Genomic DNA, 20,763 nt, shown 5'->3' with positions numbered 1-20,763 from the left:
ATTAGAAAAATGATTCTATTTTTTTCTTCATTTCTTTTGCATCATTGATGCGATTGATTTCATCTCTAAAAGCTGAAGCTTCTTTGTGTCCTTTAGAATACTCATGCAAATGCTTACGAAATATACTTACAGCTTGATTTTGGTAATGCTTTAGCATTTCTTCAAAATGGGTTAATATAATTTCTTTTTTTAAGTTTTCTTCAACTTTTTTATTATGTTTTATTTCATAAAAGATCCAAGGATTACCTATACTTGCTCTTCCTATCATCAATCCATCGCATTTTGTGATATTATAAACTTCAAGCGCGTTATTTGCATTAATATCCCCATTAGCAATAACAGGAATTTTTACATTTGCTTTAGCAAAGGCTATAGAGTCATAATCAGACTTTCCGCTATAAAGTTGTTTTCTTGTTCGTCCATGAATGCTTACAAAATCAACACCTAAATCTTCGCAAATTTTAGCCATTTTTTCAGGATATTTTTCATTAAATCCTAGTCTAAATTTGACGCTTGTCAATCTTTTTTTATTGGTTTGCTTGATCACTCCCACTAAAGTTTTAAAAAGTTCCAAATCGTTTAATAAGGCGCTACCGGCACATTGCTTAACTACTTTATTTACAGGACAGCCGCAGTTAAAATCGATACCATCTATAAAATCCATTTGATTAAGAAGTTCAACCGCTTTTTTAAGCACTTCTTTATCGCCTCCAGCAATTTGCACAATATAAGGTTTTTCAAATTCGGAACGTTCTAACATGTGCAAAGTTTTAGAGCTTTCATAAACTAAAGCATTAGAGCTTATCATCTCACTAATGGTTACATCAGCTCCAAATTTTTTAACCACATTTCTAAATGGCAAGTCTGAAAAACCTGCCATTGGAGCTAAAAATAAGGGTTTATTGGTAAAATCTATCATTGTATAAGATGATTTAAATCAAATTTGATGTTATTTTCTTTAAGGATTAAAAAGGCTTTAAAATCACTGAATTTTTTTTCATCTTTTCTAATTTGTTCTCTTAACTCATCTAAAAGTCCAAATTCGGCAAGTAAATATAAGTATGCTTTTAACGCTTCATTTTTTTCATTTTTTATTTTAGAAAAAATTCCTAGTATTGCATCTGGATTAAAAAATTGAGTACTCATTTTCGCAATACTTAAATATTCTTTTTCATTTAAGAGAGAATGAGTCAGCAAAACTTCAAATTCAGCGGTATTAAGTTCAAGATTTCCATCTTTAAAGCGTTTGATTAAATTTAAAATTTGATGAGAATTTTTAGAAATTTTAATACTTTTGATTTGTTCGTAATTGCCTTTTTTAAGAAGAGTATTAAAGGCTAATTCCTCAAACTCGTCTTTGATTTCAGTGATGTTTTTTATTTTAGAATAGGCATAATTTATATCATTTTGAATGCGATTTTGCTCATTTTTTAAAAATAAAATATTATTATTTGCAAGCTTGAATTTAGAAATATTGACATATTCTTGATTATTTAAAGCATCAATAAGATCTAGAATTTCATTGATCTTGGTTTCATTTGGAATTTTTTCATGGGTTTTTACAATTTTTGCTAGTTGTGCTACTTTTCTAAATTCTTGAGTGCTAAAGCTTGTATTTAACTCTTTTTCTAAAAGTAAATTTTGGATATAGCTTTCAAATTTGGCAGAGTCTTTGAAGAAATGCTTGAATTTAAAAGTGAGTAAAAAATGATAAAAGATCATGTGAAAAGTAGCAAAAAAAATCAAAGGAATTAAAGGTAAAATCAACCAAATCATAACCGGAAGCTCAAAATTATAAGTCCTAAAATTTAGAGTATAGCTACCAAGTTTTAAATACCAAGCAAATGCAAAAATTATAAGAGTGTAAATAAGGCTAGCACCCAAAAATAATTTAACTTTCATAAATTTTTCCTTTTTCTAAATTTTCGCGACAAGTGATACAATATTTTGCATGAGGTTTTATTTTGAGTCTTTCAACAGCAATTTCGTCATCACAAGATTCACAAATTCCATAAGTATTGTTTTTGATTTTATCGAGAGATTCTTCAATTTCTTTTAATTCTTGTTTTAAATTAGCACTGATAGCAAGATCAATTTGAGAATTTGTTTCTATCACTGAAAAATCAACGCTATCGCTAGGAACGCTATTGTGTAAGGCTTCAATTTCTTTAGAATTGCTGTGCAAATCTTCTTTGATAGCTTTTTTTCTTTGCTCTAGATTATCTTTAAAAAAGTTTAAGTCATTTTTTTTCATGAAATTTCCTAATTCATTTATGGTAAGGGTGATTGGAGTTAATGCAAAAGGCGCGATAAATTTGTTCTAAAAGCAAAGTTTTAACAAAATAATGTGCCAAAGTCAATTTACTCAACGAAAGGCTAAAATCTAATTTTTCCGTAAATTCTTTTCTCAGTCCATAAGCTCCACCTATAAAAAAACTTAATTCAATTTTATCTTGTATCATTTTGGCAAATTCTAAACTTGTTAGCTCTTTGCCTCTTTCATCAAGGGCTATATTAAAGCCTTTTTTATGCGTATTAAATACTTCTTCATAACTTTTTTTCGCTAGTTCTGGATTATTAAGATTTTGTGCATTAGCTATTTTTTTATTAAAAAGATTGTATTCTTTAATTGTGGCAAATTTAGATATTAACTTAAAATATTTTTGATCTAAAATTTCAAATTCATCACTTTTTTGTATATAAAAAATATTAATTTGCAAATCAGTTTCCGCAAAAAAACTTAAGTACATCGCTAAGATATTTTTTCATTTCAGATCGTTCGACTATTGCATCTATAAGACCATGTTCTAATAAAAATTCAGCTCTTTGAAAGCCTTGTGGTAAATCAGCTCCTATGGTTTGTTTTATAACTCTTTCTCCTGCAAAGCCTACCAAAGCCCCTGGCTCGGCAATCACCAAATCTCCAAGCCAAGCAAAAGAAGCACTCACGCCACCCATGGTTGGATCTGTTAAGATGCTAATATAAGGAATTTTTTCTTTGCTTAAGAGTTTTAAAGCAGTACTTGTTTTACTCATTTGCATTAAAGAATAGGTGCTTTCTTGCATTCTAGCACCTCCACTTGCACTTACAATCACTAAAGGATTTTTATTACTGATGGCTCTTTGTATGGCTCGAACTATTTTTTCACCTTCTACTGATCCTAAAGAGCCCCCCATGAAAGAAAAATCAAATACAACTAGCTGAGTTTTAATCCCATCAATTGTACATTCTCCGCTTACGACCGCAGATTTTTTGCCTGTTTTATTTTGATTTTCACTCAATCTTTTTTTATAGGATTTACTATCAACAAATTTTAGAGGATCAATAGCTTCCAAATTTGCATCAAATTCTACAAAACTATTTTCATCGCTTAAAAGATTGATTCTTTCTATAGGAGAAATTCTCATATGATGAGAACATTTAGGACATACATTAAAACAAGATTCTATTTCTTTATAATACATTAAAGCATGACAGCTTGGGCATTTTACCCAGTGATTTGGTGCTTCTTTTACGCTAGGTTGTTGTCTTCTAATTTTTGAAAAAATATCTGCAAAATTCATATAAACTACCTAATTAGATTTAAAAAATTTAAGAATTATATCAAAATTTTCTTATCTTTTCTTGCAATTAGTAAAATTTTTATGAAATGAAATTTATTTGTAGTAAGTATTTGAATTTTTAGATGCATTAATGCATCTAAAAAATATTAAAAACGTGTTCCTAGATTGAATTCAAAAGTACTCGTATCATCGCCTTTTTTCTTATTTAGCGGTTTAGCAAAGATGAGTTGTAAAGGTCCTATAGGAGTGATCCATTCTAAACCAACGCCCGTACTCATTCTTTTAATTTCATCTAAATTTTTACGTCCTATCATACCATAATCAAAAAACATACTTCCACGAAGTTTGATTCTATCTATCAATGGAAAACTAAGCTCTACGGAATTGGCAAAAGCTATCGTTCCGCCCACTTCATCACCCCATTCATTTTTAGGGCTTACAGTTCTACTTTCAAAACCACGAATTGAGCGAATACCTCCCAAATAAATTCTTTGATTGATTGGTAAGTAACCTCTATTCCAAACTTTATAAAAACTAGCTTTATAGCGATAAATGAGATCATAGCCTATATAATCTTGCAAACCTTGATAAAAATTAAACCTAGTGCTTGAGGATAGAAATTTTTGATCTCCACCGATTCCAGCATACTCAAGACTTGTCGAAGTGATCATTCCAGATCTTGGTAAATAATAATCATCTGTATTATTAAATGAAAGAGCTGGAGATATAGAACTTTTGATACTTTTTCCAAGATCATAACCTGTTCTTAAAAGGGTTGGACTAAGATGATAAATATCACTTTGTTCTAAATTATAAGTTAAACTTGCATTAAAATATCTTGCAAATTGACGACCTACAGTAATATCAAATCCATAATTTTTTTCTGAATAATTATCCCACTCATAATCATTAGAATAAAGAGTTCCTCCTAGGCTATATTGACTATCAAGAACTCGTGGGTTAATTAAGCTGATTCTTCCTGATAAAGTATCGTCGCTTTTATCCACACTCACCGAGCTTTTAATTCCTGATCCAAAAATATTTGTATCAGAAAGAGAAGCATTTAAAAGTAGTCCATCACTTGATCCATATCCTATACCTCCAGAAATTGCACCTGTGGAAGCTTCTTTGACATCGACAATAAGATCAATATGTGTATCATCAACCTTTTTTTCTTTAATATTAACATCATCAAAATAAGAAGTTCTTCTTAGAGCGTTTTTGGATTCGGTTAAATCCGTTCTATTATATAAATTGCCTTCTGTAATATATAATTCCCTACGTATAACACGATCGACTGTACGAGAATTATTTGCAATAATTACATTTCTAATATAAACTTTTTCATGAGGAATGACTTTAAAATTAATTGTAACCTCATGGGTTTCATCATTTTTTTGGATATCTGGATAAACTTCAACAAAAGCATAACCTAAATCAGCACTTTGCGTTTCTAAAGTTTTTACATCTTTTCTAACATCTTCGATATTGATAATTTTACCGACGCTAGAGCGTAGATTTTTAACTGTTTTTAAATTTTGCTTTTCTTCAAATAAAGGGTTTTCTATAGAGATATTTTTAATTTTATAAGGTTTGCCTTCTTTGATAAAATAGGTTAAATCAGCTTGATACAAATCCGTATAAGTTTTTAGATAAGGAGCTGAAACTTGTACATCTAAATACCCTTTTTTCATATACTCATCGCTAATTCTTGCGCTATCATTATTTAATTCAAATATTTTAAGCTTTCCGTCATTTCTTCCCCACATCCAGCCCATAAATTCTTTTTCTTTATTGATAACAGCAGGTTCTATATCGGAGTAAGATAGCTTTTTAGCTCCACTTAAATAAACATTATCGATGATAATATTTTCTCCACGATTTACTATAAATTCAAGTTCTAGGCCGTCTGTATTGTTTAGAGTTTTTGTTTTGTATTCTACAACAGTGTCAAAATAACTTCTTGCTTCATAGTAGTTTTTAATGCGATCACATGCTTCTTTGGCACTTGATTCGTCAAATAAATTTCCTCTTTTAATTCCGAGCATACTTTCAATTTGCTTACGATCATTGGAAGCAATTCCTGTAACTGTGATTTTAGCAATACTCGGTTTTTCTGTAACAATAATGTTTAAAATCCCATTATTTTCTTCTACAGCAATATTATCAAAATAATTTTGCTTATAAAGATTAAGTATAGCTTTATTAACCTTGGAAAGATCTAGCTTTTCTCCAATTTTTAAACCGGTAAGATTAAGTGCGCTTGTATTTGAAAGATGATTTAAACCGCTAAATTTAATTTCTTTTATAACAGTAGCACTACTCAAAGTAGCTAATAAACAAACACTGATAATTTTTTTCATTGATTTTTTTACCTAAAAATAAGCTTTATATTACAAAGTTATGATTATATCAGAAAAATTTTAATAAAAACAAGATGTTTTAAAGCTGTTTTTATTTAAGTTAAGCTTCTTATATGATTTTTACTTTCTCTATTTTAAGTGTTTACTATATTTTTATAAAATTTTTAAAAACTAAAAATAATTGATTTTTATCTTAGGAAGAAAAGATGGCAAGAAGAAAGAAAAAGACTTTTTATCTGTATTTTTTAATCCTTGTTGTTTTGGCAGTTTTTTTTATTGTAAAAAAAGAAGATATAGTGAGAAAAAGCTTACCTCAAATTCTTATGCCCGATATTGTCTATACAAATCTTAAAGAACCTATTTATGTGCATATTAAAGATGAGAATCGTTCTATTAAAAATGTAAAAATTATTTTAAAAAAAGATGATCAAGATTCTGGAATGTTAATTGCAGATGAAAAAATACAAAAATTAAATGATATTACTTTGCAAGTTGCTTTGCCAAAAAGTAGCGAAAAATCAAAATCTTTTATTATGGAAATCATTGCTGAAAATGATTGTTTTTGGAATATTTTTGATCAAGATAAAGCAAAAAAACAAATCGCGATTATAGTTGATAATGTCTCTCCTAAAATAAATATTTTAAGCAATTCTTATCAAATCGAGCAAGGCGGGGCAGCTAGCGTTGTATTTTCTGCAAAAGATGCTAACTTAGATCAAGTTTATATCGAGACAAATAGAGGAAAGATCTTTAAAGCAACTCCTTATGTTAAAGATGGTTATTATGCAGCCCTTATTGCTTGGGATGCAAGAGATGATGAGTTTAGAGCTTATGTGATTGCAACAGATAAGGCTGGAAATATTTCTAAAGAGCGCATAAGGTATTATTTTCTAAATAGAAAGTATAAAGTTTCTAATATCAACCTTACAGATAGTTTCTTAGATGGTAAAATTGAAAATTTAGCTCAAGAATACGCTCCAAAAGACAATAATTTTACGCGTTTTGACAAATTTAAATTCGTCAATGAAACTTTAAGAAATGATAATGAAAAACTCATACATGAAATCACTTCAAATGTTTTAGAAGATAAAATTGATAATTTTTCCCTTAATTTATTTTTGCCGCTTAAACATGCACTAAAAGTTGGGGATTTTGCTGATCATAGATATTATTCTTATAATGGTCAATTTGTTAGCGATTCTTACCATATGGGTATAGATTTGGCTAGTGTTAGAGAAGCTCCAATCTTTAGCAATAATTCTGGAAAAGTTGTATTTGCACAAAAGAATGGAATTTACGGGCTTAATTTGATTGTTTATCATGGCTTTGGTGTTTATAGTCTTTATGGGCATTGTTCATCTAAAGATATTGATGTCGGCGAAAAAATAGCCAGCCAAAGTGTGATCGCAAGAACAGGAAAAAGTGGTTTAGCTCTTGGAGATCATTTGCATTTTGGGGTTTTAGTTCAAGGAGTAGAAACACGTCCGGAGCAATGGCAAGATAGAAAATGGATCGAGGAAAATATTTATAAAGTTTTAAATAATGGAAAAAAAATAATTTTAGGACAAAAACAATGAAACAATTAACCTTAGCAAGATCAGTAAAAGGTGTAGGAATAGGACTACACAAAGGCGAACCTATCGAAATTACTCTTGAGCCTTTGGAGGCTGATAGCGGCATAGTTTTTTTTAGGAGTGATTTAAATGCAAGTTACAAAGCGATTCCTGAAAATGTAATCAATACTCAAATGGCCACTGTTTTAGGAGATGATCGCGGTTTTATTTCAACGATAGAACATTTAATGAGTGCTATAAATGCTTATGGAATTGATAATGTGCGTATTGTTTTAAATGCAAACGAAGCTCCTGTTATGGATGGATCAAGTATTAGTTTTTGTATGATGCTTGATGAAGCGGGAGTTGTAGAACTAGATGCATCTAAAAAAATTATGGTTATTAAAAAACCAATAGAAGTAAGAGATGGGAATAAATTTGTAAGATTAATACCGACTAAAGAGCCTCGTATTAATTATACCATCAAATTTGACAATGCGGTTATAGGTGAGCAAACTTATAATTTTGAATTTAGCAAAAAAAATTATATAGAAAATATCGCAAGAGCTAGAACTTTTGGTTTTTTAAAAGATGTTCAAATGCTTAGAGATAAAAATTTAGCCCTTGGCGGCAGTTTGGAAAATACTATAGTTGTCGATGAGAGTAGAATTTTAAATCCTGAAGGTTTGCGTTTTAAGGATGAATTTGTAAGACATAAAATTTTAGATGCTATTGGGGATTTAACCTTGCTTGGATATAGAGTTTTTGGCGATTATATATCTTTTGCTGGAAGCCATCATTTAAATCACTTACTCACTAAAGAGGTGTTAAAAGATAAAGAAGCTTATGAGATTGTCAGTCTTGAAAAAGCAAATGAAAAAGCTTATGAAAAGGTTTTTGCATAAAAACTTCTCTCTTGCTTAATGCCTTATCTAAGCCTTTAATGCTTGGTATTTATGAAAATGATCTTCTTGTAAAAAGCATAACAAGCGATGAAAAAGCGAGTGAATTTATACCTAAAATTTTACAAGAATTACTTCAAGATTTCACCTTTGATGAGCTTATTTATGCTAACGGTCCAGGCTCTTTTATGGGGATTAAAATTTCTTATGTGAGTTTGAGTACTCTAAGCATAGTTAAAAATATTCCTTTGTTTGCAATTAGCGCATTTGAGTTGAATAATAATCAGCCCATCAGTGCTCATAGAGAAATGTGTTTTGTCAAAAAAGGGGATGAAATTGTTTTAGAAAAGGCTGTTTCAGGAGAGTTTATCCTACCTTCAAATTTAAGCAAGCTTAATAAAAAAGATGATAATCTACCTTTTTATTTTTTACCTGCAATTTAAATAATTTTACTAGGAATCAATATTGAAAATTTTAGTACCTGCAACGAGTGCAAATTTAGGACCAGGATTTGATTGTCTTGGTTTAAGCATAGGGCTTTTTAATAGCACTATCATTGAAAAATCCAATTTTTTTAGCATCAGCATTTATGGAGAAGGCAGTGAAAATTTAAGCCTTAAAAAAAATAATATTTTTGTGAGTATTTTTAATGAAGTTTATGAAAGATTGAGTGGAAAAAAAGAAAAATTTCGCTTTATTTTTGAAAATAAAATTCCCTTATCTAGAGGTCTTGGAAGCTCTTCTGCTGTCATTGTTGGAGCTATTGGAGCGGCTTTTGAAATGGCTGGATTTAGGGTTGAAAAACAAAAAATCTTAAATGAGGCATTAAAATATGAAAATCATCCTGATAACATAGCTCCGGCGGTTTTGGGAGGATTTGTAACTTCTGTGGTTGAAAATGAAAATGTTTTTAGTATAAAAAAATCCATAGATGAAAATTTAAGTGCTGTTGTAGTTATTCCAAATGTATTTATAAGCACAGAGCAAAGTCGTACGGCTTTACCATCAAGTTTTAATCTTAAAGAGTGCGTATTTAACTTAGCTCATTCTTCTTTTCTTACAGCTTGTTTTTTGGAAAAAAAATACGATTTATTGACTATAGCTAGTAAAGATTTAATCCATCAAAATCATAGAATGAAAAATTTACCCGAACTTTTTGAGGTGCAAAAATTTGCTTTAGAAAACAAAGCTTTAATGAGCACTCTTTCGGGATCAGGTTCTAGCTTTTTTAATCTTGCTTATAAAGAGGATGCAAATTATTTAAAACAGCAACTTGAGAAAAAATTTAGAAATTTTAAAATTTTGGTTTTAGAATTTGATAATAAAGGTTTTGAAATTTGCTAAAAAATGAAAAAAAAAGATATAATTCTAAAAATGCAGACAAACATAAACCGGTTAGAATGTGCGTGGTTTGCAAAAATCGTTTTTTTCAAAAAGAATTGCATAGATTAAAGGTTTTTAAGGCGGAGTTATACCAAAATTTAGCTTTTGGTCGTAGTATTTATTTGTGCAATCATTGTCTTTTAATGGAGGATGAAAAATTTCAGGCCACATTCTCGAAAATATGTAAAAAATTAAATATAAAAATCACTCAGCAGAATATAAAGGAGATCGTTTTAAATGGCAAAAATTAGAATTCATGAAATCGCAAAAGAATTAGGATACGACAGCAAAGAAATCATCGAAAAGGCTAACGAATTGGGACTCAATATCAAAACCGCATCAAATGCCGTAGAACCTGATGTTGCTGCGGGAATTTATGAATACATACAAACTAAAGTTATCCCCGAAGCTTTTAAGAAAAATATCAAGCAAACTCCGGCAAAAAAAACAAAAACCAAAGCAAAAGAAGACAAGGTTCAAACCGCAAAAACTACTACTGTAGCAAAACAAGAAAAGGTAGAAAAAGTAGAAACGATTAAGCCAAAAGAAGAAGTCAAAGAAGAGCCTAAAGAAAAAGTTCAAGAGAGTTTAGCGAGTGCTACTTTGGCAAAAAGAAGAGGGCTTGTGATTGTTAAAAAGAAAAAAACCGAAGAAGAACTTGCAAAAAAAGAAGAACCAAAAAGTGCTGCTGATACTCCTTCAAATCAAGAAAGAATTAATTTAAAAACGATGTTTTCAAATACTGATCTTGATGATTCTGCAAAAAAGAAGAAAAAAGATAAAAAACCTAATATTGCAGTCAAAAAAGAAAATACTCAAAAAATGGATCTTTTAGGAAATCAAGATTTTGCCGAAATTTCTTTAGATGATGAGGATGAGGTTGTTTTGCCTGATTTTAGCGTTAAGGAAGAAGAAAAGCCGAACAATACGGTTAAAAAACAGCCTAATTTTTTACGCCAAGCTGTGGGTAATTCTGTTAATTTTGCTGAAGGCGGAATTCAAAGAAGAAGTCGTAAAAAACCGCCTAAAAAAGTAGAAAAAAAAGAAAATGAAGCCATTACAAGCGTTGAAATTCCTAAAGAAATTAGAGTGTATGAATTTGCCGATAAAATAGGCAAAAACACAAGCGAAGTAATCTCAAAGCTTTTTATGTTAGGTATGATGACAACTAAAAATGATTTTTTAGATGAAGATGCTATTGAGATTTTGGGCTCTGAATTTGGTATAGAAATTACTATTACTAATGAAGCGGATGAATTTGATTATGTAAAAGATTATGAAACTCAAGATGATGAAAAAGATTTAATCACTAGAGCACCTGTTATTACGATAATGGGACACGTTGATCATGGTAAAACTTCATTGCTAGATTTTATCAGAAAATCTCGTGTTGCAAGTGGCGAAGCAGGCGGAATTACCCAGCATGTGGGTGCTTATATGGTGGAAAAAAATGATCGAAAGATCACCTTTATCGATACTCCAGGTCATGAGGCTTTTACGGCTATGCGTGCAAGGGGTGCAAGTATAACCGATATCGTTATTATCGTTGTAGCTGCTGATGATGGAGTTAAACCTCAAACAAAAGAAGCGATCAATCATGCAAAAGCTGCTAATGTGCCTATCATCATAGCGATCAATAAGATGGATAAAGAGGGTGCAAATCCTGATATGGTAAAAACACAACTTGCTGAACTTGAGATCATGCCAGTAGAGTGGGGTGGAAGTTATGAATTTGTAGGTGTATCTGCTAAAACAGGGATGGGGATAGAAGATTTACTTGAAATCGTGCTTTTACAGGCTGATATTTTAGAGTTAAAAGCAAATCCTAAAAATTACGCAAAGGCAAGTATTATAGAATCTTCCATACAAAAAGGTCGTGGTGCAGTTGCTACTGTGATCGTGCAAAATGGAACTTTAAAAGTAGGTGATACGGTTGTAGCGGGTGTTTCTTATGGAAAAATAAAAGCTATGAGTGATGATCAAGGCAAAGCACTTAAAGAGATCAAGCCAGGTGAATGTGGAGTGATAGTTGGTTTAAGTGAAGTGGCACAATCGGGTGAAATTTTAATTGCTGTTAAAACCGATAAAGAAGCAAGAGAGTATGCGGCTAAACGTTATGAATACAATCGTCAAAAAGAGCTTAGCAAATCCACAAAAGTCAGCATTGATGAACTTGGAGCTAAAATCAAAGAAGGCAATATCAAAGCTTTACCAGTTATATTAAAAGCAGATGTTCAAGGAACGCTAGAAGCTTTAAAAGCGAGTTTGGAAAAATTAAGAAACGATGAAATTAAAGTCGATATCATCCATAGCGGGGTAGGTGGAATCACACAAAGCGATATTGAACTTGCTAGTGCGAGTGAAAATTCTATCGTGCTTGGTTTTAATATACGTCCAACAGGGGAAATCAAAGAACGTGCTAAAGATAAAGGTGTTGAAATAAAAACCTACAATGTTATTTATAATCTTTTAGACGATGTTAAAGCCTTGCTTGGTGGTATGATGAGCCCTATAATTTCTGAAGAGCAATTGGGTCAAGCTGAAATCAGACAAGTGATTAATGTGCCAAAATTGGGTCAAATTGCGGGCTGTATGGTTACAGAAGGCGTGATCAATAGAGGGGCTAAAATTCGTCTCATACGAGAAGGCGTTGTGGTTTTTGAAGGAAGCGTGAGTTCTTTAAAACGTTTTAAAGATGATGTTAAAGAGGTTGCAAAAGGCTATGAGTGTGGCGTTGGCATACAAGGATGTGATGATATGAGAGTGGGTGATTATATAGAAAGTTATAAAGAAGTTGAAGAAAAAGTAAGTCTATGAATCCAGCCGAGATTAAAAAATTACGCACAGAAAGCATTTTAAAAGAGCTTATCCCTGAAGCTTTGGCAAATTTAGATGATGAGAATTTAAAAAATCTTTGCGTTGTGGATGTAGAATGCAAAAAAGGCAGATATGATGCTTTTGTGTATCTTGATAAAATGTTTTTCAATGCCCATGAGCAAGAAAAAATTCTTAACGCTTTAAAAAAGGCATCAAGGGCTTTGCAAAACTATTGTATGAGTGAGCAAGGTTGGTATCGCTGTCCGAATTTTCATTTTAAATTTGATGATAGACTCGAGTATCAAAATCACATGGATGCGCTTTTTGAAAAGATAAAAAAGGAAAAAAATGAATCTTGAGGCTTTATGCAAAGAAGCAAATTTAGAACTTTATGATAGTGAATTAGTCAGTGAAAATGGAAAAAAAATTTACCGAATTTATGTGATGAATCCTTTAAATGAAAAAGGTGAAAGAGTGGGGATAAATTTGGATGATTGTGCTAGGCTTAGTGAGATTTTATCACCTATTTTTGATGTGGAACCACCTGTAAGTGGAGAGTATTTTTTAGAGGTTTCAAGCTGTGGGCTTGAAAGAAAGCTTAGTAAAATAGAGCATTTTGAAAAAAGCATCCATGAGCTTGTAAAAATCACAACCAATGAAAAAGAAAAGATCGAGGCAAAAATTCTTAGCGTTGAAAATGAAAATATAAATTTACAAACCTTAGATAATGAAAAAATCACTCTTAAATTTAATGATATAAAAAAAGCTAGAACTTTTGTACAGTGGTAAATAAATTATTTATTAAATATTAATAAATAATTTATTATAATGCTTATTAATTTTTAAAATAGCTAAAGAGGAAATTGAATGTGGAATTTAGATAAAAAAGAATCTCAAGAATTGGCGGATAATTTTTTACAATTTCAAGAAGTATGGACTTTGGATAGAGTCCAAGAAATGACTTTAAAAGAATATACCAGTGTATTAAAAGAGAATCCAAATAGAGATGATTTTACTTTTTGGATAGAAAATAAACTTGGCAATATAGGAAGCATTTGGGGTGGCTCAAGTTTTAAATTTGGTATATATAGAAGAAACGATGAGGGTGAAAAAAAATCTTCTAAAGGTAGATTGTATAATCAAAATTATGCTTGGTTATCTAAATATGGAAATAACCAAGATGAAGCTTTTGAAAATGTAAAAAAAATAATTGTAAAAATAATACAAGCAAGTAAAAATAATGATTTAGAGGCGATAGAAAAGATAAATTTTGGGGATGCTGTAAAATGGAAAATAGCTTTTCATTATCAAGATATAAAAAATATTAAAATAGTTAATATTTTTTCAAAAGATGTTTTAAACGTAATATCCAAAAATAAATTTAAACAGAAATTGAAAACATGTGAAATTTATAGAAAATTAATAGAAGATGAAAATTTATCATTAATAGATATGATAAATAAAATAGCCAATCCTTTATGGTTTGAATATGGTGAAAATAGTGAAAATTATATTAGAGAAATAAAAGAACTATTTTTTAATTTTTTAAAAAGTGAATTGCACGATGAAGTTATAAAAGAATATATTGATGCAATAGATAATATATCTAAGAAATTTTTAGATAAGAGTTTGTATAGTTGTAGCGATAACAATGAATTTTATAGAAATAAACACAAATTAGACAAAGATAAAAATTTTTTATCAGAAAATCTTAAAAATGGTAATATGTATTTTAATGCATTGAAATATTATGAGAAATTTTTTAAAGTTCATTTTGGAAAAGATATACAAGATGAAAATATATCTTTAAATCAAATTCTTTATGGGCCTCCAGGGACAGGAAAGACTTATCATACTATAGATAAAGCTTTAGAAATTTTGGGTGAAAATTTAGAAAATAGAATAGACAAAAAAGCAAAATTTGATGAGTATGTAAAAAATGGACAAATAGTTTTTACTACCTTTCATCAAAGTTATGGATATGAAGAATTTGTAGAAGGCATAAAACCTATTATAAATAAAGATAATGAAAATTCTAAAGAATTAGAATATGAAATAAAAGATGGAGTTTTTAAAAGAATATGCAATAGAGCGTTAAATAAAGAGAGAAAAGTTGATAATAATGAAATTGATGATATAACTATCAATAATGATACTCCAATATGGAAAATTTCTCTAGGACCTAACGCTTCACTAAGAGACAAGTGTTTCAAAGAAAATAAAATTTATATAGGATGGTATAAAATTCCAGAAAATATGAATGAAGAATTTTTAGCACTTGGTACAAATGATAAAAGTACCATTAATAATTTTAAGGATGAAATGCAAATAGGCGATTTGGTATGTGTGTTTAATTCTTTAAAAACTATAAAAGGCGTTGGTATTATAAAAAGTGATGTCAAATACGGCGACGATAAAGAAGAATACCGAACTTACAGAGATGTTAAATGGATATCAAAAGATAGTGAAATTAGCTTATATGAGCTTAATGATAGTAAAAATTTAACCTTAAAAACAGTTTATAAATTGTGGAGAATTAGAGCTAATGATTTATTGGAAAAAATAAAAAACGAAAAAGAACAGATTGATATAAAAACTATTGATGATAATACGGAAAAGAAATTTGTTATCATTATTGATGAAATCAATCGCGGTAATGTAAGTAAGATTTTTGGTGAGCTTATAACTTTGATAGAACCAAGCAAAAGAATAGGGGCAGAAGAAGAACTAAGGGTAACTTTGCCTTATAGTGGTGAAAAATTTGGAGTACCTGAAAATGTTTATATTATAGGCACTATGAATACAGCTGATAGAAGTATAACTTCGCTTGATACAGCCTTAAGAAGGCGTTTTGAATTTGTGGAGATGATGCCCAATCCTAAAGAATTGGAAAATTTAGAATATAAAAAAGATGTAGATTTATCAAAACTATTAACAGCTATCAATACTCGTATAGAATACTTACTAGATAGGGAAAAAACTATAGGACATGCGTTTTTCATAGGTGTTAAAAATTTAGAAAATTTAAAGAGCGTTTTTCAAAATAAAATCATCCCTCTTTTGCAAGAGTATTTTTACGATGATTATGCTTTAATAAATGCCGTTTTAAATAATAATGGTATGGTTAAAAAAGCAGAAAATAAAGAAAATGATTATTTACATAGCATTAAGAAGCTAGAAACATACAATGAGAAAATTATTTATAATATTACCTCTTTTGATAATGAAATTTGGGATGAAATAGAAACGTATCAAAAAATTTATGAAAATCAAATTAGCAATAACAAAACCGAAGAAAATAATAAAAACAATGACTAATGTTTTTCAAGTTATTGAGTATCAAGCTTTTTGCGAGAATGACTTAAAAAAAGATTTTGGAAATAGGGCAAATAAATTTTATAAAGAATTAGAAGAATTTGCTAAAAATAATGAAATTTTTTTAGGTTTTAAAAATAAAAATACGCTAAAAGCTAAAAATTATGTGGGTATGATACAAACAAAAAGCGGTATTTTGGAGATTTTGCCCAAATGCACCGATTTAGAAAATTATCAAGGAGAAAAAGATGAGAATTTAAAAAAAATAAATTTTCATCAACTAAAACAAATTTATAAACTAGATATACAAGAGAACGAGCCTAAAAACGAGATCAAAATAGAAAAATTTGTAAATTTTAACTATGAAAAAAATTACAATTTTCCTTCTAAGCAACTTTTGTTAAATTTGCTTACAACCTTAAAAAATTCTCCTTTTAAAAAAAGTCATATTTCATCTTTGAAAACTTCTAAAATGCCTTTATTTGAAATTTTTATTTCTATGTTTTTAGAAGAATTGGATTTGATTTTTAAAAAAGGATTAAAAAAAGATTATGTGAGTATACAAGATAACAGGGCTTTTTTAAAGGGAAAATTGCTTTTTGGTGAAAATTTAAAACACAATCTTATCCATAAAGAAAGATTTTTTACAGAAAGCGATGAGTTTATCTTGGATATTCCGCCAAATCGTTTGATAAAATCTACACTTGAGTTTTTAAAATCCAAAACAACTATGCATAAATTTAAAGTCACAAAAGCCTTGCAAATGCTTGATGATGTGCAATTATCTAAAAACTACAAAAAAGATTTTGAGTATAAAATTTCAAGACATTTTGATTATTATGAAACTTTGCTTTCTTGGTGTAGGATTTTTTTACAAAAAGAAACTTTTACCCCTTATAAAGGAAGTAACGAAGCTTTTGCTTTGCTTTTTCCTATGGAAAAACTTTTTGAAGATTATGTAGCTCATATGTTTAAAATAGCCAATGATCAAATTAAGATTAAAACTCAAGATAAAACTAAATTTCTAATGAATAAAAATAACAGCGAAGATTGTTTTTTGCTTAAACCAGATCTTTATATCCAAGATCATATAATCGCAGATACTAAATGGAAAATTCTAAGTGATAGTGACGATAAAAAACAATACTCTATCGCACAAAGTGATCTTTATCAAATGTTTGCCTATGCTGCTAAATTTAAGGTAAAAGAGGTTTGGCTTATTTATCCTTTGTGCGGGAGGACTTTAGAATTAAAAGAGAAAAGCAAAAAGGATGAGTATTTTTTTAAAGCAAGTGATTTTTTAAATTTCTTAGAAGATCGCATAAAGTTAAAAATTTTGTTCGCACCCTTACCTTTTGCAAACGATTTTCACGCCTAAGTTGATTAAAAAACCAAAACAAGCAACGATAATAATACAAGCTCCGCTAGAAAGATCGAAATAATAACTAAGCAAAAGCCCACCTAAGCAAAAAATCATACTCAAAAAACTTGCTAGAATCATTATAAAACCAAGTTTTTTGCTAAAATTTTCAGCGATAAAACTAGGAATGCTTAGCAGCGCTATAATAAGAATAAGTCCAACAAGGCGGATTGAAATACAAATACAAAATGCCATCAGTGCGATTAAAAGATAATGGAAAAAATTTGTATTAATTCCACGCACTTTTGCAAATTCAGCATCAAAGCTTATCGCTTCAAATTGTCTATAAAATAAAAGCATTAAAAAAATCACAATCCCATCAATTAAGCCCATTAGGTATAAATCCTCATTTTCAACCGCTAAAATGTTTCCAAAAAGATAAGCCATAAGATCGGTATTATAGCTAGGACTTAAATCTATAAGTATGATCCCAATCGCCATGCCAAATGCCCAAATCACAGCAATGATACTATCGCTTCTGTGCTCGTAATGTTTGACTAAAAAGGCAACGATAAAGGCTAAGATGAGAGTAAAAATACTTGTACTAAGCAAAATAGGCAAGGAAAAATAAAAAGCGATCCCTATACCCCCAAAAGCCCCATGTGTAATCCCTCCGGCCATAGAAAAAAGCCGATTGATCATGATTAAAGTTCCTATAATTCCACAAGCAATACTGACTAAAATTGCCGCAAAAAGAGCGTTTTGAAATACAGTGAAATGAAAAATTTCAAACATTATTTTTCCTTAGAAAAGTGCAGTGATGTTTTTAAATTTTTATCCTTGCAATTATGATCGCATAAGCATGAATTTAAACTCATTTCTACATCGCAAAAATGGGAATGATTTTCGTATAAATGTTTTAAAAAATCACTTTTCTTTTTTTCTTTTTGATTGGAATGTAAAAATAATTCTTTATTTAAATGTGCGATTTTATCGCTATAAGCAAGAACTAAATTGATATCATGGCAAACAAGCAAAATGCCTATGCCTTTTTCATGTAAAGATTTTAAAAGCTCAAAAATTTGTATTGCTGATTTGCTATCAACACTTGCGGTTGGTTCATCCAAAATAAGCATTTTGCATTCATCCACCAAAGCCCTTGCTATAAATACGCGTTGTCTTTGCCCCCCGCTTAATTCGTTGATTTTTTTATTCCAAAAATCTTGCATTTGGACTTTTTCTAAAGCTTTTAAGGCTTTGTTTTTATCTTCTTGTTTGTAAAAACCAAATCTTTTTTTATTGATAAGTCCCATAAGCACGACTTCAAGGACTCTAGGATTAAAATTTGGATTAGCTAAAGTATGTTGCGGAACATAGCCGATTTCACTTTTTTTAATTTGTTTAAATATAATTGTATTGTGAGAATTTAAAAGTCCTAAAATCAGCTTTATGAGTGTGGATTTTCCAGCACCATTTGGACCTATTATGGATAAAAAATCTTGATTATTGTATGTTAGATCGATGTTTTTTAAAACACATTCTTTATTATAGGAATAATTAAGATTTTTAATAGAAAAAAATTCCATAAATTACCTATTTTAAAGCTTTAGATAGAGCATCACTGACTTTTAAAAGTTCTTTTTCCCAATCTTTTGAAAGATGATTGATGATGTAAATTTGGGCATCACATTGATGAGCTAAGGTTTTTGCTGCATTTTCAGGAAAGCCATTTTGAACAAAAATAGTTTTAATGTGTTTATCTTTAATAAAAGTTATCAGCTGTTTTAATTCTTTTATCTTTGGCTCTTTTCCTAAATTTTCTACAGGAATTTGAATCAAATGATAGCGTTTGGCAAAATAAGCCCAAGAAGGGTGATAAACAATAAATTCTTTTTGTTTTATATTTTCAAGTTTTGAAGAAATTTGCAAATTAAGATTGTCTAATTCTGCTAAAAATTTGTTTAAATTTTCTTTGTAAAGATTTTTATTTTCAGGATATTTTTGGATCAAGGCATCATAAATATTTAAAGCCATGGTTTGCACTAAGACAGGATCTAGCCAAGTGTGAGGATCTTTTTGGTGGTGTGAATCTTGAAAATCAAGTAATTTGATATTTTTTTGCATATTGACTATTTCTAAGTTGGGAAAATTGTGATGAAATTTATCAATAAAAATTTTTTCAAATTCTAAACCTATAGTGAAATAAATTTCGCTTTGTTCGAGTTTTTTCATAACGCTTGGCTTAAATTCAAAATGATGTTCATTGGTATTAGGCGGTAAAATAATATTTATTTTTACAGTATCTCCGGCTATTTTCTCAACAAAAAAGGCTTGAGGTGGTATGCTCACACTTACAGTAGGGATATCTTTGTGATTTTTTATATCTTTAGCCCAAGTCAAATTTAAAAAGCTTAATAAAATTGCAAATAAGAAAAATATTTTTTTTACCATTGTTTAAACCCTGTTTTAAATATTTTAGAGATAGTATTTAATTAATATAAAATAAATTCTTATTTCGTTATAATACCATCTTTTGGTAAAAATTATTAAAATTGAAAAAGGGGATATTTATGGGAAATTTGAAATTTAAGGTTTCTTTTGTTGCAGGTTTAATAACTATAATTTGCTTAAGTATTTTAGGTTTTATAACTTATTTTTTCCTAAAGAACTTGATTTATGATGAAGTTATTGAAACAGAAACTAGTTATATAAAGGTTGCTAAAAACTCTCTTATATCATTTCAAGAAAAGAATTTGGAAGCTCTTGAAAATTATAGTAAAAGAATTTCAGGTTTTTCTTATGATGAATTGAGTAGTGAGCAAGCACTTAAAGAAAATGTGGGCGAGGAGCTTAAAGTTTTAAGGGATGCTGGAGGATTTTTGGCAGCCTATATTGCTCAACCTAATGGAGAATTAATTGTTTCTGATTCTGATTCTGATTCTAAAGGGTTAGATTTTGGTATTTATGGAAAAGCAGATAATTATGATGCCACTACAAGAGAATATTATCAAGAAGCTTTAAAAACAAATGATGTTTATATAACTCCTTCTTATGTCGATATCACTTCTAAACTTCCTTGTTTTACCTACTCTAAAGCCCTATACAAAGATGGTAAATTTATTGGAGTTTTGGCAATTGATGTTTTAACTAAAGATTTACAACAAGAGTATGAGGCAAATCCTGGAAGAACTTTTGCATTTGATAAAAACAATAAAATTTTTGCAGCGACAGATAAAGAGCAACTTAAAGAAGGTTATAATATTGATCAAATTGCTGCTATATCTAAAACAAAAGCGGATTTTGAACCTTTTGAATATACAAGAAAAAGAGACAATAGTGAAAGATTTGCTATATGTGCAAAATACGAAAATTCAACCATATGTATTGGCGAACCACTTGATATTGTAACCGAGCCAATTCTTAAAATGACTTATGTGCAAATTGTTTCTTCTTTGATTATGGTGGCAATTATTTCTTTATTATTATATATTTTTATCGCCAAACTC

The 20,763-nt window shown here is 29.6% G+C and carries 20 protein-coding genes; 11 read left to right on the top strand and 9 right to left on the bottom strand.

All coding sequences use genetic code 11. The features are described from left to right. Window position 1 precedes the first annotated feature (1 nt). From H2280_RS05015 to bamA, 6 genes are all read right to left on the bottom strand, one after another. Window positions 2–919, bottom strand: coding sequence for a tRNA dihydrouridine synthase (locus tag H2280_RS05015; protein WP_337215868.1), 918 nt, complete (start codon window positions 917–919; stop codon window positions 2–4). Then, entirely contained in the window at window positions 916–1,902 is a 987-nt protein-coding gene (locus H2280_RS05010; protein ID WP_337215867.1) for a hypothetical protein, read from the bottom strand. The genes H2280_RS05015 and H2280_RS05010 overlap by 4 nt, the downstream gene beginning before the upstream one ends. After that, a complete protein-coding gene (gene dksA, locus H2280_RS05005; protein ID WP_337215866.1) occupies window positions 1,892–2,254 on the bottom strand; it encodes an RNA polymerase-binding protein DksA in 363 nt (120 codons plus the stop codon). Before dksA ends, H2280_RS05010 begins: the two co-directional genes overlap by 11 nt. Before the next feature lie 13 nt (window positions 2,255–2,267). Continuing rightward, on the bottom strand, window positions 2,268–2,720 hold the full coding sequence (locus H2280_RS05000) for a 23S rRNA (pseudouridine(1915)-N(3))-methyltransferase RlmH (protein ID WP_337215865.1): 453 nt from the start codon (window positions 2,718–2,720) through the stop codon (window positions 2,268–2,270). 1 nt (window position 2,721) lies between these two features. Beyond that, window positions 2,722–3,564 (bottom strand): acetyl-CoA carboxylase, carboxyltransferase subunit beta, encoded by an 843-nt coding sequence (gene accD / locus H2280_RS04995; RefSeq protein WP_137623898.1) that lies wholly within the window; start codon window positions 3,562–3,564, stop codon window positions 2,722–2,724. Between the two features lie 146 nt (window positions 3,565–3,710). Then, a complete protein-coding gene (bamA, locus tag H2280_RS04990) occupies window positions 3,711–5,927 on the bottom strand; it encodes an outer membrane protein assembly factor BamA (RefSeq protein WP_337215864.1) in 2,217 nt (738 codons plus the stop codon). Window positions 5,928–6,133: 206 nt separating this feature from the next. On the opposite strand from bamA, the gene H2280_RS04985 reads away from it, so the two are divergent. The 10 genes from H2280_RS04985 (at window position 6,134) to H2280_RS04940 (ending at window position 17,275) form a co-directional block, all read left to right on the top strand. Beyond that, a complete protein-coding gene (locus tag H2280_RS04985) occupies window positions 6,134–7,504 on the top strand; it encodes a M23 family metallopeptidase (RefSeq protein ID WP_337215863.1) in 1,371 nt (456 codons plus the stop codon). Further along, entirely contained in the window at window positions 7,501–8,385 is an 885-nt protein-coding gene (gene lpxC / locus H2280_RS04980; protein ID WP_337215862.1) for a UDP-3-O-acyl-N-acetylglucosamine deacetylase, read from the top strand. Before H2280_RS04985 ends, lpxC begins: the two co-directional genes overlap by 4 nt. An 11-nt stretch (window positions 8,386–8,396) precedes the next feature. After that, window positions 8,397–8,825, top strand: a complete 429-nt coding sequence (locus tag H2280_RS04975; RefSeq protein WP_337215861.1) for a tRNA threonylcarbamoyladenosine biosynthesis protein TsaB — start codon at window positions 8,397–8,399, stop codon at window positions 8,823–8,825. 22 nt (window positions 8,826–8,847) lie between these two features. After that, the gene (thrB, locus tag H2280_RS04970) at window positions 8,848–9,726 is read left to right on the top strand and encodes a homoserine kinase (protein ID WP_137623903.1); all 879 of its coding nucleotides are present in this window, start codon (window positions 8,848–8,850) and stop codon (window positions 9,724–9,726) included. After that, entirely contained in the window at window positions 9,720–10,016 is a 297-nt protein-coding gene (locus H2280_RS04965; protein ID WP_137623904.1) for a DUF448 domain-containing protein, read from the top strand. The genes thrB and H2280_RS04965 overlap by 7 nt, the downstream gene beginning before the upstream one ends. Continuing rightward, window positions 10,003–12,582, top strand: a complete 2,580-nt coding sequence (gene infB / locus H2280_RS04960; RefSeq protein ID WP_337215860.1) for a translation initiation factor IF-2 — start codon at window positions 10,003–10,005, stop codon at window positions 12,580–12,582. The genes H2280_RS04965 and infB overlap by 14 nt, the downstream gene beginning before the upstream one ends. Beyond that, complete coding sequence (rbfA, locus tag H2280_RS04955) at window positions 12,579–12,941, top strand: 30S ribosome-binding factor RbfA (RefSeq protein WP_137622711.1); 363 nt, start codon at window positions 12,579–12,581, stop codon at window positions 12,939–12,941. The genes infB and rbfA overlap by 4 nt, the downstream gene beginning before the upstream one ends. Next, entirely contained in the window at window positions 12,931–13,371 is a 441-nt protein-coding gene (gene rimP / locus H2280_RS04950; protein ID WP_137623906.1) for a ribosome maturation factor RimP, read from the top strand. Before rbfA ends, rimP begins: the two co-directional genes overlap by 11 nt. 78 nt (window positions 13,372–13,449) lie before the next feature. After that, a complete protein-coding gene (locus H2280_RS04945; protein WP_337215859.1) occupies window positions 13,450–15,900 on the top strand; it encodes an AAA family ATPase in 2,451 nt (816 codons plus the stop codon). Continuing rightward, entirely contained in the window at window positions 15,893–17,275 is a 1,383-nt protein-coding gene (locus H2280_RS04940) for an McrC family protein (RefSeq protein WP_337215858.1), read from the top strand. The genes H2280_RS04945 and H2280_RS04940 overlap by 8 nt, the downstream gene beginning before the upstream one ends. On the opposite strand, the gene H2280_RS04935 is transcribed toward H2280_RS04940, so the two are convergent. The 3 genes from H2280_RS04935 to H2280_RS04925 are packed head-to-tail and all read right to left on the bottom strand — an operon-like array spanning window position 17,246 to window position 19,708. Beyond that, window positions 17,246–18,052, bottom strand: a complete 807-nt coding sequence (locus tag H2280_RS04935; RefSeq protein ID WP_337215857.1) for a metal ABC transporter permease — start codon at window positions 18,050–18,052, stop codon at window positions 17,246–17,248. The two genes, H2280_RS04940 and H2280_RS04935, sit on opposite strands and share 30 nt — an antisense overlap. Further along, entirely contained in the window at window positions 18,052–18,843 is a 792-nt protein-coding gene (locus tag H2280_RS04930) for a metal ABC transporter ATP-binding protein (protein WP_337215856.1), read from the bottom strand. Before H2280_RS04930 ends, H2280_RS04935 begins: the two co-directional genes overlap by 1 nt. Window positions 18,844–18,850: 7 nt before the next feature. After that, a complete protein-coding gene (locus tag H2280_RS04925; protein WP_137623911.1) occupies window positions 18,851–19,708 on the bottom strand; it encodes a metal ABC transporter solute-binding protein, Zn/Mn family in 858 nt (285 codons plus the stop codon). Between the two features lie 119 nt (window positions 19,709–19,827). Between H2280_RS04925 and H2280_RS04920 the strand changes: the two genes are divergently transcribed. Continuing rightward, a partial coding sequence (locus H2280_RS04920; protein WP_337215855.1) for a PDC sensor domain-containing protein occupies window positions 19,828–20,763 on the top strand: 936 nt, incomplete at its 3' end.

It is taken from the genome of Campylobacter sp. 2457A, from assembly GCF_020135895.1.
GTDB lineage: Bacteria > Campylobacterota > Campylobacteria > Campylobacterales > Campylobacteraceae > Campylobacter_D > Campylobacter_D taeniopygiae.
The sequence above is the reverse complement of the archived record's forward strand: the minus strand, read 5'-3'. Positions and strand labels throughout refer to the sequence as shown.